Source organism: Paraflavitalea soli (assembly GCF_003555545.1).
In the GTDB taxonomy this organism is placed as follows: domain Bacteria; phylum Bacteroidota; class Bacteroidia; order Chitinophagales; family Chitinophagaceae; genus Paraflavitalea; species Paraflavitalea soli.
Genome location: NZ_CP032157.1, coordinates 7,834,566 through 7,849,748 on the forward strand (window position 1 = coordinate 7,834,566; position 15,183 = coordinate 7,849,748).

The 15,183-nt window shown below is 48.6% G+C and carries 8 protein-coding genes; 6 read left to right on the top strand and 2 right to left on the bottom strand.

Translation table 11 applies throughout. The features are described 5' to 3' along the window. Position 1: 1 nt before the first annotated feature. Complete coding sequence (locus tag D3H65_RS30150; protein WP_119053871.1) at positions 2 to 892, bottom strand: NAD(P)H-binding protein; 891 nt, start codon at positions 890 to 892, stop codon at positions 2 to 4. 94 nt (positions 893 to 986) lie between these two features. Here D3H65_RS30150 and D3H65_RS30155 point away from each other — a divergent pair, with 94 nt between their 5' ends. Continuing rightward, on the top strand, positions 987 to 1,388 hold the full coding sequence (locus D3H65_RS30155; RefSeq protein ID WP_119054708.1) for a winged helix-turn-helix transcriptional regulator: 402 nt from the start codon (positions 987 to 989) through the stop codon (positions 1,386 to 1,388). An 89-nt stretch (positions 1,389 to 1,477) separates the two neighbouring features. Here D3H65_RS30155 and D3H65_RS30160 read toward each other — a convergent pair whose 3' ends face one another. Further along, positions 1,478 to 2,389, bottom strand: coding sequence for a VOC family protein (locus tag D3H65_RS30160; protein WP_245999624.1), 912 nt, complete (start codon positions 2,387 to 2,389; stop codon positions 1,478 to 1,480). Positions 2,390 to 2,520: 131 nt separating this feature from the next. Here D3H65_RS30160 and D3H65_RS30165 point away from each other — a divergent pair, with 131 nt between their 5' ends. From D3H65_RS30165 to D3H65_RS30185, 5 genes are all read left to right on the top strand, one after another. Continuing rightward, the gene (locus D3H65_RS30165; protein WP_119053872.1) at positions 2,521 to 6,585 is read left to right on the top strand and encodes a hybrid sensor histidine kinase/response regulator transcription factor; all 4,065 of its coding nucleotides are present in this window, start codon (positions 2,521 to 2,523) and stop codon (positions 6,583 to 6,585) included. A 277-nt stretch (positions 6,586 to 6,862) separates the two neighbouring features. Then, positions 6,863 to 9,955 carry a SusC/RagA family TonB-linked outer membrane protein gene (locus D3H65_RS30170; RefSeq protein WP_119053873.1) on the top strand — a complete coding sequence of 1,031 codons (3,093 nt, stop codon included), beginning with the start codon at positions 6,863 to 6,865 and terminating at the stop codon, positions 9,953 to 9,955. 17 nt (positions 9,956 to 9,972) lie between these two features. Beyond that, on the top strand, positions 9,973 to 11,670 hold the full coding sequence (locus D3H65_RS30175) for a RagB/SusD family nutrient uptake outer membrane protein (RefSeq protein ID WP_119053874.1): 1,698 nt from the start codon (positions 9,973 to 9,975) through the stop codon (positions 11,668 to 11,670). Positions 11,671 to 11,791: 121 nt separating this feature from the next. Next, positions 11,792 to 13,336 carry a glycoside hydrolase gene (locus tag D3H65_RS30180; protein ID WP_119053875.1) on the top strand — a complete coding sequence of 515 codons (1,545 nt, stop codon included), beginning with the start codon at positions 11,792 to 11,794 and terminating at the stop codon, positions 13,334 to 13,336. Between the two features lie 18 nt (positions 13,337 to 13,354). Beyond that, the gene (locus tag D3H65_RS30185) at positions 13,355 to 15,181 is read left to right on the top strand and encodes a glycoside hydrolase family 35 protein (RefSeq protein WP_245999625.1); all 1,827 of its coding nucleotides are present in this window, start codon (positions 13,355 to 13,357) and stop codon (positions 15,179 to 15,181) included. The last annotated feature ends 2 nt before the right edge of the window (positions 15,182 to 15,183 follow it).

The following is a 15,183-nucleotide window of genomic DNA, read 5'->3' on the forward strand; positions in this document are numbered from 1 at the left end:
ATCAATGGGAATTATAAGCGAAAGCAAATTCCCGGGCAAAATCAGCAAAGCTTCGTTGGCCAACTACTTCATGCGTATTTTGTTGGTAGTGTTTGTCCAGGATGCCTTCACGAATGGCGATGCCCATGTCTACTATATAATGTTGGGCAGCATCGCGGGAAAAACCATTTTGCACCAGGGCTGCCAACAATTGCTCATCGGGGAACTGTACCCACTGCAGACCGGGTTTGCCAATAGCCTGGCCCAATAAGGCAGCTGCTTGTTTGCCATTCATTTTATCGCTCACAATGTATTTGATGTTCCTGCCTTTGAAGTGCAGTTGATGCAAAGCATCGGCCGCTGCTTCGGCAATGTCCTGTGGATGCGATAGATACATGGTGGCTGTTTCATCAAAGTTGTTGCCAATAATGCCCTGGTGTTTGATGAGGCCGATACTGCCATAGAAGTTGGAATAAAATCCGCCGGGCCGTAAGTGTAATACATGGGTATTGGGCAAAACGTCGAATGGAGCTTCCAGGTTTTGGTATCCTGTAAGCGGCCCTGTGCCTGCGAGGGGCGAACCTGAACTACTTAGGTTTACCACATATTGCACACCGGTTTGCTCAAGGGCCCTGGCATAATGGGCGCCCACCTGCCGGGTGAATTGGTTGTAGTCGGGTATACTGAAATTGGGCGGGACCATGGTGTATACGGCGTCGGCCCCTTCAAAAGCTTTTACCAGGAAATCAATATCCTCTACGGAGCCAATAGCAGCCCTTGCTTGCAGTGCTTCAATGGCTGTTACCTTTTCAGACTTGCTGCTGATGACAGTTACCTGGTGTCCTTTGGCGGTTAAACTACTGGTAAGGGGTTGGCTGATATTGCCCAATGAACCCGTGATAGTGATCTTCATATGTTGTACTTTAATTAGTCAGTTTTTATTGCAGGAACAAAGGTATCTTTATACTTACTTTTATACCAGTACTTACCCCAAAGTGTGTATCCTTATGGCTAAAGTAAAAGAGAGCTCTACCATTCAGTTGAATAAGCAAACCGTGTTCAAATTGTGCCCGGTCACCTTTGTGATGGAGAAAATAGGCGGCTATTGGAAACCGATCATATTGTTTCATTTATTGTCGGGCAGTAAGCGTTACAGCGAGCTGAAGAAAGCCATGCCACATATTACCGAGAAGATGCTGATACAGCATTTGAAGCAACTGGAAACAGATGACCTGATCGAGCGTAAGGCCATGCCCGTAGTGCCGCCCCATGTTACTTATAGTCTTACCCCGTCGGGCCTGGCATTAAGGCCCGTATTGTATGCCATGGCCAACTGGGCCATACGCGAAGGAAAGAAAAATAAAACGCCATTGTTCAGAACCCTGAAGGAGTTTCCCGTCATGAAATAAAAGAGGCGTTGAGTAGATTGTCAACGCCTTCACGCATTGGGCGAATGCCCAGCCTATTTGTATCGGTGATAGCCGACTGCTAACCCTGTTTATCCTTCAAAGGCAGCTTCCAGTTTTGGGAGGTCAAACTTTTTCATACGCAAATAGGCGTTGGTAACACGTTCCGTTTTTTCCTTATCCGGACTTTTAAGCATTTCTACCAACTGTATGGGTTCTACCTGCCACGATACCCCAAATTTATCTTTCAGCCATCCGCAACTGCTTTCCTGGCCATCTTCAGTTAGCTTATTCCAGTAATAATCAATCTCGGCTTGGGTATCACAATGAATAACGAAGGAGATCGCTTCATTAAAAGTAAAAGGGTGCTGCAAAGCACTGTCCATCGCCATAAACTCCTGGCCTGCCAGGTTGAACTGTGCATGTTTTACAGAGCCTTCCGGTTCGTTTTCTCCCGGGCCATTTTTACGGATGCCCCTGATGGCCGATCCTTCAAAGATGGAAGTATAGAAACGTATGGCCTCTTCAGCCCTGCCGGCCTGTTCTTGCACATACATAATGGAGGGGGTGATCTGCTGACCATTGGTATCCGATAATTTGCCCAGCGATACCTGCCAGGATAGGCCATAGCGATCCTGCACCCAGCCAAATTTTTCACTCCAATCATATTTGTCCAATTCCATCAGCACTTTACCTCCTTCGGAGAGTTTTTGCCAGAGCGTATCTGTTTCCGCAGCTGTTTCGCATACCACGAAATAAGAAATAGAAGGGTTGAATTTGAACAATGGCCCACCATTCAATCCCATGAATTTCAGGTTGCTTACATGGAATTCTACTGTCATCACCGACCCTTCCGGCCGTTTGTGTATCTCATATCCTGCTGCACCATAGCGGGTAATATCGTCAATGCCTGAATTTGGAAAAACGGTAGTGTAGAACCGGGCAGCTTCTTCTGCCTGGTCATCAAACCAAAGACAATTGATAAATGGGTGTTTCATGGCCATAACTATTGATTTAAGTTGTCAATTAAGCAATGTAAATTTAGGGTGGATGGTTTTGTAAGGCAGAGGTCAAATGCGGCTTTTGAAAGGTAAATTGCGACCAATCTGTCCTATCATACAATTAAAGACGAACGATGCTCATTAAGATACGCTTTTTAGCTGCCCTGTTTTTAGCAGGCAGCCTGACTGTAGGAGGCGCCCCCGGCCTGCCTGTCCGTTACCTGGGCATAGAACAGGGCCTATCTAATAATGCCATCCTGTCTTTTTACCAGGACCACCGGGGATTTATGTGGGTGGGCACCTATGATGGCCTCAACCGCTATGACGGATATAACTTCCGCGTCTTCCGCAACATCATTGGCGACAGTACCTCCCTCTCCACCAACAATGTATACCATTTGGAAGGAGATGCCAGGCACAATATCTGGGTAGGCGGACAAAATGGGCTAAATATCTATAATCCATTGACCGAAAAATTTACAGCCACCTGGTACATGGATGCTGCTTCTCACAAGCGGGAAAAAATACAGCACGAGATCTCCTTTATTAAAAGCATCAACCAGCGTACCGTATTGGCCGCTTCCCATTTCAACGGCTTATTGCTTTTTGAAGACAATAGTTATACCGGCACACAGATACCCCTGTCAACGCCTGCAGGTAATATATACAATTATCAGGCCCGTGAGATCCAATATGATCAGCAGCGCAACAAGATATGGGTATTCGTGCAGGGATACGGACTGTATGCTTATGACCCGGCGAAGAAAGCGATGACCCTGGTCAACAACTATATCACCCAGGCCAATTGTATGCAGGTTACTTCCCAGGGAGATCTCTGGATAGGCAATGCCAGAGGTCTGTTCCTGTTGAATACAGGCACCAATGTATTGTCTGCCAACTGGATGCCCGACAATTGCACCGTGGTAAACCTATGCCTGGATAAAAAAGAAGTCCTCTGGGTAGGCTCTGATGGATCGGGCCTTTACCAGGTGTATACCGGCGCTGCCAAAGCGATACCTTACCAACTGCCCGGCAGCATACCCGTCATCAACAGCAATGTGGTGTATGCGATCCAGGAAGACAGGGATGGCAGGATGTGGATCGGCACCCTCCGTGGTGGCATCAACATCATTGAACCACAGGCCCAGCCCTTCCGGCATATTACCTGCAACGCGCCGGGTGATAACCGGCCCATGGACAATTTTATTCTCTCCTTCTGCGAAGACCAGCAGCGCAATGTGTTCATCGGTACCGATGGTGCAGGCCTCCGCTATTGGGACCGGCAAAAAAATACCTTTACCCCTTTCAGGCATGATGCTTCCAATACTGCTTCTATCAGCAGTGATTTCATCACCGGTATTATAAAAGATGAGCACGAAGATATCTGGCTCTCCACCTGGTTTGGCGCCATCAACCGGTTGAAGAAGAACAGCAGGACTTTCGAACGCTTCAGACTCTTCAATCCAAAGACCAATGCCGAAGAGAACAATAGCTGGCTCGTATACGAGGATGCTCAAAAGATCATATGGGCCAGCGCTACCAATGATGGCAGCCTGTACCGGTTCAACAGGCAACAGAACCGCTTTGAGTTATTTGATCCTGCCATCGTGAACCTGCAAAGCATGGCAGAAGATAAAGCAGGCAATTTATGGGGCGGCAATTACACCTCCATCATACGGATAGACCGCGTCAACAAACGTCACCAGGTATATCCCATCGGGTTCCCCGTGCGCAGCATTCATGAAGACAGGAAAGGTAATTTTTGGTTGGGCACCCAGGGCGCAGGTTTATTGTTGATGGATAAGGCGACAGGAAAATACAAGCAGTACACCACCTCCGAAGGATTGCCCGGCAATAGTATATTACGTATGCTGGAAGATGGCAAGGGCAATCTCTGGATCAGCACCTACAATGGATTGGCGCGGTTTAATCCCGCCACCGGCACCTGTACCAATTTTTCACAGGCCGATGGATTGCAAAGCAACCAGTTTAGTTTTAATGCCGCCCTGGCTTTATCGGGCGGGGAATTCCTCTTTGGCGGCATCAAAGGCTTTAATATTTTCCATCCGGATAGCATCAAAGAGCAGCTCCAAACACCACAGGTCTTTTTGGATGGACTGAAGATCAACAACAGGCTGCTGCAGGAGGAGGATGCCAGCATTACGGCGCGCAATCTCGAAACTGTTCAACACATTACCGTGCCTTATGATCAGGCCATGCTGTCACTCGATTTCATAGCCCTTGATTATTCCGGCGCTCAAAAGATCAAGTACGCTTATTTTCTGCAGGGATGGGACAAGACCTGGAACTATGCCAGGGGCAGCAGAACGGCCAACTACTCACGATTGCAGGAAGGGAGTTACCAGTTTATGGTAAAAGCTTCCAATCCCGATGGCAGCTGGGGCAGGGAAGAGAATTTACTGCAGGTAACTATTTTACCCCCCTGGTTCAGGACCTGGTGGGCTTATAGCTTGTATGCCCTGGTAGTGTTTGGTTTGATCTATGCTTATATCCGCTACACCCGAAGGCAGGAAAGATTGCGGTACGAGATCAGGCTGGCGCATGTGGAAAACGAAAAGGACAAGGAGCTGATGGAGAAAAAACTGGCCTTCTTCACCAATATATCCCACGAGTTCCGCACTCCCTTATCGCTGATCATTAATCCAATAAGGGAAAAGCTAACCCAGTCGCCCGATGTAGCGCTTACCACCGCCTACCGCAATGCAAGACGGCTCCTGAGCCTGGTAGATCAGTTGTTGCTATTCCGTAAGGCCGGCAGCGGGGCCGACCTGCTCAAAGTGTCCTACCTTAATATTACCCATCTCTGTCATGAAGTATACCAATGTTTTGTGCAGCAGGCCAATGCCCGTCATATCCGGTATGAATTTTCGACAGCAGCGCCCGAGATCATGCTCTATGCCGATTATGAAAAGATGGAGATAGCCTTGTTCAACTTGTTGTCAAACGCCTTTAAGTTTACACCCGATGGAGGTGCTATCACCTGTGCGGTGGCAGAAACGAATGACAGCATTAGTATCGTGATTGGTGATACCGGCTGTGGTATAGCGGAGGCTGAGTCGGGCAATATATTTGAAAAGTTTCAACAGGCCGCCGCAGGCAGAACGCAAAAAACGGGATTTGGTATTGGCCTTTATCTTGTCAGGCATTTTGTTACCAGCCACCAGGGTACTATTACCGTAAAAAGTAAAGAACAGGAGGGCACGGAATTTACCATCCACCTTTTAAAGGGTAGGGAGCACCTGCCCGTCAATAGCATCGAGGCTACGGGCAATAACGATCACCAGCTCCTGGAAGAGTTGGCTGGCGAAGCACAGGCCCCTGTTGTTCAGCCCATCCCTATCCCTGCCGGTGGCAGGAATGCGGAAGAACTCATTACGGAAAGGAAAACAGTGCTGGTGGTGGATGACAATGCCGAGATGCGGGAATACCTCCAGCACATCTTCAGCCACAAGTATTATATATATACCGCCGAAAATGGCATTAAAGGACTCGAGCTGGCCACCCAGCACCTGCCGGATATCATCATCAGCGATATCAATATGGATGGGTTGGACGGGTTGGAGCTATGCCGCAAAGTGAAGCAATCCGATACCCTGGGCCATATTCCTGTCATCCTGTTGACTGCTGCCTCCTCGGCCGATACCAAATTAAAAGGTATTGAGGGAGGCGCCGACGATTATATGACCAAACCTTTCGACAGCCAGCTGCTGCTGGCCCGGGTAGAGACTATTGTTAAGAACCGTCACCAGTTGCAGCGGTATTTCCTCGACAGCATCACCCTCCAGGAAACTTCCGTCAAAGTACCGGCCGAATACGGGGAATTCCTGCGCCGCTGTATCCAGGTGGTGGAACAAAACCTCGATACCGAAGACTTTACCATCCAGAAATTCTGCAAAGCCATGGGCCTCAGCCGGTCTACCCTCTACCTCAAAGTAAAGCACATTTCTGGCCAGTCGCTCAATGCCTTTATCCGGTCCGTAAGGCTGCGCAGGGCGGCGGTGCTGATGATCAGGGAAAATATGAATGTAAACCAGGCAGCTTTCCAGGTGGGCATAGCCGACGTACGTTATTTCCGGGAGCAGTTTGTAAAGCTGTTTGGCATGACCCCTTCGGAGTATATCCGGAAATACCGCCAATCCTTCAACAACGATCTTAATATTATTCGCTCGGACGATTAGATGTCAACCCTGAGCCTGTCGAAGGGCTTCCTCAATAAGACCTGACAGGTTTATTTGCGTCGCGGGCGAAACCTGTCAGAGTCTACCCCGCGGAGCGGGGTCTAAAGGGGTATTTTACTTAACCTATTTATTTCCAATACAGTACTTTGCCCATAAAACAGCAAATCATACAATTTACCCCCCTCATTTTAACAGTTGGCCTCCCATAAAGACCCTCCCCGGGCTATTACCTTAGCAACACTGGAATCCAGATTTAAAATCAAATCACGCTTGTTGTATGAGACGATTATTGCCAATGGGTATAGCCCCTAAACTAGTATGTTTTACCTTGTTTTGTTTTCTCCACTTTTCTCTTTTTGCACAACAATCAGTATCAGGTACGATCAGATCGGGTGATGCGCCGGTTGCCGGTGTTACCGTCACCGTAAAAGGCACAAAAACGGCCGTACTGACCGATGAATCGGGCAGGTTCAGCATCAATGCGCCGGCCAATGCTACCCTGGTTTTCTCCCATGTTAATTACAATTCCCAGGAAAGACAGGCGCCTGCCTCGGGCACGCTGGATATCCAGTTGGAATTGTTGAACAACAGCCTGGGGGAGGTAGTGGTAGTGGGCTACAACACCCAAAAGAAAGCGACCCTTACCGGCTCCATTTCTGTGGTAAAAGGAGCCGATATGGTGAAAAGCCCCCAGCCCAATCTTTCCAATTCACTGGCCGGCCGCTTTTCAGGTTTAGTGATCAATAACCGGGGTGGAGAGCCTGGTTACGATGGTTCTTCTTTTACCATTCGCGGTTTGGCTACAACCGGCAACAATGATGTGCTCATTGTGGTAGATGGCGTACCGGGCCAGGTAGGCGGACTGGAAAGATTAAATCCCAACGACATTGAAAGCATCTCGGTATTAAAGGATGCCTCAGCAGCCATTTACGGAAGCCGGGCCGCCAATGGCGTCATCCTGGTCACTACCAAAAGGGGTAAGACCGGCAAACCTGTCATCAGTGCCAGTTTCAACCAGGGTTTTTCATCACCCACCAGGCTACCCAAAATGGCTGATGCTGCTACGTATGCTGCTATCGCTAATGAGGTGGCCTATTATAATAATAAAGGTGGCGGACTGAACCAGAAATATACACAGGATGAGATCACCAAATTTGCCAACGGAAGCGATCCCCTCAACTATCCCAATACCGACTGGACCAAAGAAAGCCTGAAGAAAACAGCTTTGCAAAACCAGGCCAATGTATCCATATCAGGCGGCTCAGAGAATGTGCGTTACTATGTAGGTGCGGGTACCTTGTACCAGGATGGGTTGTACAAAGATGGCGCTACCAAATACAAGCAATACAATTTCCGGTCTAATATCGATGCCAATGTGACCAAAGACTTTAAAGTAAGTCTTTACCTGTCGGGCCGTGAAGAGAACAGGCAGTACCCCACGGCAGGCTCCGGTGACATCTTCCGTTCCATCTACCGGGCTTATCCTACCATACAGGCACGCTATCCCAATGGATTGCCATCTGCCGGCATTGAAGGCAATAACCCGGTGATGATGGCTACCAGCATCGGCGGTATCAATAAGAACCCTACCCAGGTGTTCAACGGCATCCTGAAAGGCAGTTATAATATTGCTGCTGTAAAAGGATTGTCAGTTGATGGATTTGCTGCCTTTGACAAATCCTGGTCCTTTGGCAAATCTTTTGCCACGCCTTATGTATTATATACCTATAATAAAGCCAGCAATACTTATTCCACCCGTATTGCAGGAGGTAACAATAATGCAGCTACCATCAATGAAAGCCAGAAGAACATAGCACAGGCTACCTACAATATCAAGGTCAACTACCAGCGTTCTGTGGGTGATCATAATTTCAATGCTTTTGTGGGTTACGAACAAAGCGAGATCAAAATGGATAGTTTTGCCGCTTCCCGCATTAACTTCCTCAGCACCCTTACCCCCGAATTATCACAGGGTGGTACAGCCGCTACCGACCGCGATAATGCCGGCAAAAGCTACAGCTTTACCCGCAAGAGCTATTTTGGAAAGATCGCCTGGGACTACAACGAAACCTACCTGGCCGAAGTGCAAATGCGGATTGATGGATCTTCCACTTTCCCCAAAGGCAACCAATACGGCTATTTCCCCTCTGTGTCCGCAGGCTGGAGAATTTCTAAAGAGTCCTGGTTCAAAAATGTATCTTTTGTCAACGACCTGAAAATAAGAGCTTCCTATGGTGCATTGGGCAATGACAATGTGGGACTGTTTCAGTATTTTACCAACTATTCCATCAAGCCCCAGTTTGTGGTGAATGGTGGCGGCGGAGCAGTCATTCAGCCCGGTCTTGACCTCACCAAGTTGAAAAATGTTAATATCCATTGGGAAGATGCGCGCAAAATGGATATCGGTATAGAAGGTACAGTATTCAATGATTTTAATTTCGAGCTCATCTACTTCAGGCAAAAACGTTCTAATATCCTGGCCATCCGCAATGCTTCCATTCCCTTCGTATCAGGTATTGTAAACCCTTTCGGGTCCGATCCCCTGGTGCCATCTGAGAACATCGGGAAAGTGAACAACCAGGGTATTGAAGCTACGGCAGGGTATAATAAAAAGAGTGGTAAGCTGCGTTATGGCATCACCGGTAATTTCACCTATGCCAAAAGTAAGATCATTTTCATTGATGAAGCCCCCGGCGTATTAAGCTATCAAAAACAAACCGATCAGCCCCTCAATACTTATTTATTGTACAACGCTATCGGTATCTACCGCACCCAGGACGAGATCGATAAAACACCTCACCTGAGCGGTGCACAACCCGGCGATCTGATCTACCAGGATTATAATGGCGATGGCAAGATCACGGCCGATGACCAGGTGAGAAGCAAATACGGCAATATTCCGTTGATCACCTATGGCGCTGTTCTATCAGTAGAGTATGAGAATTTTGACCTGAGTGCTGTATTCGCAGGTCAGGCAAAAGTGAGCCAATATGTATTGCCTGAAGCAGGAGAGGTAGGTAATTTCTACAGCAGTTGGGCCGATAACCGTTGGAGCCCTTCCAATACCAACGGAAGCTATCCACGCGTTGATACAAGGACTTCGGCTTCTGTAAATGGCGGACAGTACAACAATACTTTCTGGCTCAACAATGCTTCCTTCCTGCGTTTAAAGAATGTTGAGTTGGGCTATAACTTCACCGGCAAAGCCTTATCGGCCATACGCCTGCAATCCGCCAGGTTCTATGTGAATGCTTTCAACCTGTTTACCATTACCAGGGTGAAAGATTATGATCCGGAAGGTAATAGCGGCAGCGGTCAATTCTACCCGCAGCAAAGGATCATCAATGTAGGTGTAAACGTGAGGTTCTAACTTTTAAACAACGTACAATGCAAACCAGCAATAATAAATATATACTTGGTGTGGTAATGCTTGCCACCTTGTTGTTCTCCTGTAAGAAAGATTTTTTGGAGATACAACCTACCGACCGGTTCCCGGAAGAAACAGTGATCACCGATACCTCTGTTTTCGAAGCCTATGTAATTAACCGCTATATCGGCGCCCGCCTGCAGGACAAGGAAGGGGATGGTACCGACCCTGGATTTGGACGAGGGTTTGAATACAGCATGTGGAGTTCCATCACTGATGAATCTATCTATAACAATGATGACAATACCTGGACCATCCAGCGGGGTTTATTAGCACCGGAGAACCTGGGTATGGCCGGCACCATCTGGCCCCGCAGCTACCGCAGCATCCGTGAGGTCAACTTTGCGCTGAACACTTTGAGGACCATCACCATGAGCCAGGCGCACAAGGACAGGTTGAAAGCCGAACTGCAATTCATCCGCGCCTTCCGGTACCACGATCTTATCCGCAACTACGGTGGCGTTGTGCTGATGGGCGATACAGCATTGAGCCTGACCGATAACTTACAGAACGATGCATTTTTTAAAAGAGCTACCCTGAAGGAAAGTATTGATTATACAGTAGCCCAACTGGATGCAGCCGCTGCTGTTTTACCTGTTAACAATGATGGCAACTGGCCCCTGGGCCGGGCTACCAAAGGCGCTGCTTTAGCCCTTAAGGCAAGATTATTACTGTACGCTGCCAGTCCCCTGTATGCTACCGGCACCTGGGCAGACGCCGCTACTGCTGCGCAAGCCGTTATCAGCATGAACAAGTACGGCATTTACCAGGATGGCTACGGCAAATTGTTCCTTACCACCGATGGCAACAACGAGATCATCTTTGCACGCTTATATACCAAGAATGCCAACCACACCCACCTGGAGATCGCCAATGGTCCCAATGGCTATGGCGGCTGGGGCGGCAACCTGCCCATGCAAAACCTGGTAGATGATTACCGGATGATGGATGGTACAGCCATTACAGATCCCGGTACCAGTTACAACCCTGCTACTCCTTATGCTAACCGCGACCCGCGCTTTTATGCTACCATATTGTACAATGGCGCTACCTACCGGGGAGCTACCCTGGAAACATTTACCCCTGGTGGTAAAGACAGCAAGGACGGGCCTGATAACTGGAATACTTCCAAAACAGGTTATTACCTGAAGAAGTTCATGAACGATGCCTATCCCCTGCAAAATCCCTGGGGCAATGCCGGCTTCCAGCCCTGGATCTATTTCAGGTATGCGGAAGTGCTGTTGAACTATGCGGAGGCTGCCAATGAAGCGTATGGCCCCGATGTAGTACCTGCAGGCTCCACTTTTTCAGCGAGGGCCGCGGTAAACCAGGTGCGGGCGCGCAGCGGTGTTAATATGCCCCCAGTGACGGCTGTTTCACAAACACAGTTACGCGATATCATACGATCTGAAAGAAGGGTAGAGCTGGCTTTTGAAGAGCACCGTTTCTATGATGTGCGCAGGTGGAAGATAGCCGATGTGACAGAGAACAAACCGGCCGGTGGTATTATCATCAATAAGGTGGGCAACAATTTCACTTATACCCCCAAGGTAGCGTTGGATGGCCGGAAATTCTTAACCCAACATTACTGGTTGCCCATACCACGTGCAGAGATACAGGCATCGGGCAATAAGATCAAACAAAACGATAATTACTGATAGTAGATGGGTTTGTCGACGGACATAGGTGAGTCGCCCGGCGGCGCTGCATAGCCGCACAAGCGGGCGGCCCACCTTAATCCTCGATCCTCGTTGCCTTCTTTAAACAACCAGCAAACAAATGATCCAGCTCAAAGGCAAGCTATTCGTACCAGTTCTCGGTTTATTGTACCAGGGTATGGCCATGGCGCAGTCGGCAAATGCTCCGCTTACCCTTACCATCGATGTCAATAAAACCTATCAAACCATTCACAATTTCTCAGCTTCCGATGCCTGGTCCTGCCAGTTTGTGGGCAATTGGCCCGATGCTAAAAGGAATGCCATGGCCGATTGGTTGTTTAGTATGGATACAGCCGCCAATGGCAATCCCAGGGGGATCGGCCTCTCCATGTGGCGGTTCAACCTGGGAGCTGGCAGCAGCGAACAGGGCAGTGCCAGTGGCATCAGGGATGAATGGCGCAGGGCAGAATCTTTCCTGGAAGCCGATGGTAGTTATAACTGGAATAAACAAGCAGCACAGCAATGGTTCTTAAAGGCTGCCAAAGCAAGAGGCGTAAATGATTTCCTGGCTTTCTACAATAGCCCGCCCGTAGCTTTCACCAAAAACAAGCTGGCTTTTGCTGCGGTGAAGGGACAATGCAATATAGATAGTGCCAATTACCAGGCATTCGCAAACTATACGTTGAAGGCCCTGGAGGGCATTAAAAAGAGAACCGGTATCCATTTCAATTACATCAGTCCTGTTAATGAACCCCAATGGGATTGGAGTGATGGCGGTCAGGAGGGCTGCCCCTACACCAATCAGCAGATCAGTGGAGTGGTGAAAGCCTTGTCTAACGCCTTGCAACAAAATAGATCGGCAACTAAAATACTCATCACAGAAGCAGGCCATATCAAATACCTGCTGAAAGATGATGACAAGCCGGGCAAAGGCAATCAGCTGAACGATCTGCTGCAGCCTGCATCGGCCAGCTACGTTGGGAATTTGCCATCACTGGCGCCGGTGATAGCAGCCCATAGTTATTTCAGTACCTCTCCTTATCCTGCATCCGTTGCCCTGCGCAAACAATTGGCGGAGCGCGTGGCATCAGTAAAAGGACTGTCTTTCTGGCAATCTGAGTATTGCATATTGGGTGATAACGATGGAGAGATCAACGGCAACAAAAGAGATACCGGTATGAGACCTGCACTCTACCTGGCCCGTACCATCCACACCGACCTGGCAGTGGCCAATGCGGCAGCCTGGCAATGGTGGGTGGCTATTTCACCCTATAACTATAAGGATGGATTGATCTATATCGACCAGCATAAAACAGACGGCAACTTTTATGATAGTAAAATGCTGTGGGCCCTGGGCAATTACAGCCGGTTTATCAGGCCCGGTATGCAAAGGGTCGAAGCTTCCCTGCCGGGTGCAGACAGCACCTGTTTTGTATCGGCCTTCCAGGATGCCAGGAACAAGAAGACAGTGGTGGTGATCGTTAATACCGGTACGGCATCACAGGCTATAGAATTAGCCACCCTGGCTGGTAAAAAGACTAAACGCATTACACAACTGGAGACCTATACCACCAGCGTTGGTCAAAAGCTGGCCAGGCAACACGTATCAGGCCCCCTACAGGTAGCGCCGGAAAGCATTGTTACGTTGGTATTTAATAATAAATAATTTCCAAAAGGATCGTGTATGATGAGCAGATGGATTGTATTGGTGTTAGCTGTTGTATGCATGCAGCAGGTAGCTGTGGCACAGGCTAAACGTGCGTTCTCTTACAATGAGGAACATTTTTTATTGGATGGCAAGCCCTTTCAGATGATCAGTGGAGAGATCCATTATCCCCGTGTGCCCCGGCAGGCCTGGCGGCATCGCCTGAAAATGGCGAAAGCCATGGGGTTGAATACCATTGGTACCTACGTGTTCTGGAATGTGCACGAGCCGCAAAAAGGCGTATATGATTTTTCCGGCAACAATGATATAGCCGCTTTTGTAAAAATGGCAAAGGAAGAAGGGCTCTGGGTTATTCTAAGGCCCAGCCCCTACGTGTGTGCTGAATGGGAATTTGGCGGTTATCCTTATTGGCTGCAAAACATCCAAGGGCTGAAGGTACGCAGTACAGAACCGCAATACCTGCAGGCCTATAAAAATTACATTCACCAGGTAGGCAAGCAACTGGCTCCTTATCTCATCAACCACGGAGGCAATATCCTGCTGGTACAGTTGGAAAATGAATATGGATCTTATGGGTCCGACAAAGAATACCTAAAGATCAATCAGCAGCTTTTTGTAGAAGCAGGATTTGACTGCCTCCTCTACACCTGCGATCCGGCAAAAGATGTGGCCAAAGGTTACCTGCCGGGGCTATTGCCTGCAGTGAACGGCCTGGATAAACCAGAGCAGATAAAAACCCTGGTGAGAAAGTACAACAATGGCAAGGGACCTTTTTTTGTGGCAGAGTGGTATCCTGCCTGGTTCGATTGGTGGGGTGTACAACACCACACCGTGAAGGCTGAGAATTATGCCAATCAATTGGATAACCTGCTCGCTGCAGGCATGTCGGTGAACATGTATATGTTTCATGGCGGCACCACCCGCGGATTCATGAATGGCGCCAATTGTTACGATACCGGTTTCTATGAACCGCAGGTGAGCAGTTATGATTATGACGCACCGCTGGATGAAGCCGGCAACGCAACACCCAAGTTCATGCTGTTCAGGAATGCCATACAAAAGAACTTACCGGCAGGCCAGGAATTACCCGCAGTACCCGTAGCCAAACCAGCCATCGCCATACCGGCAATTTCTTTCCAACAGGTAGCTGATATCTTCTCCGTATTACCCAAACCCGTACAGGCCCGGCACCCGCTCACTTTCGAAGCACTCAACCAACCATATGGTTTTGTATTGTACCGCACCCAACAAACAGGTGGCAGAAAGGGCATGCTGAGCATTAAAGAGCTGCGTGATTATGGCATCGTGATGATCAATGGCAAAAGGGTAGGGGTACTTGACAGAAGGCTCAAGCAGGACAGCCTGTTGGTAGACCTTCCTGCGGGCAAGGTAACCATCGATATCCTCGTAGAGAACCTGGGGCGTATCAATTTCGGTCCCAATTTATTAAAGAATGAAAAGGGCATCACTTCCCGCGTATCTTTCAATGGGCAGGAGCTGACCGGGTGGCAAATGTATTCCCTTCCTTTCGACAATATCAATAAGTTATCCATCAACGGATCGAAGGCTGCTACAGAAGTACCTGTAGTGAAGAAAGCCGTATTTAACTTGTCCCATACAGGCGATACCTACCTCGACATGCGGCAATGGGGCAAAGGATGCGTATGGATCAATGGCCATCACCTTGGCCGCTACTGGTCCATTGGTCCACAGCAAACCTTGTACGTCCCGGCAGAGTGGCTCAGGAAAGGCAGTAATGAAGTGGTAGTATTGGAGTTGCTCGCTACCCGTCAAAACACGTTGAACAGTTTGGACAAGCCTATTCTTGATGTACTTACTCCATAATA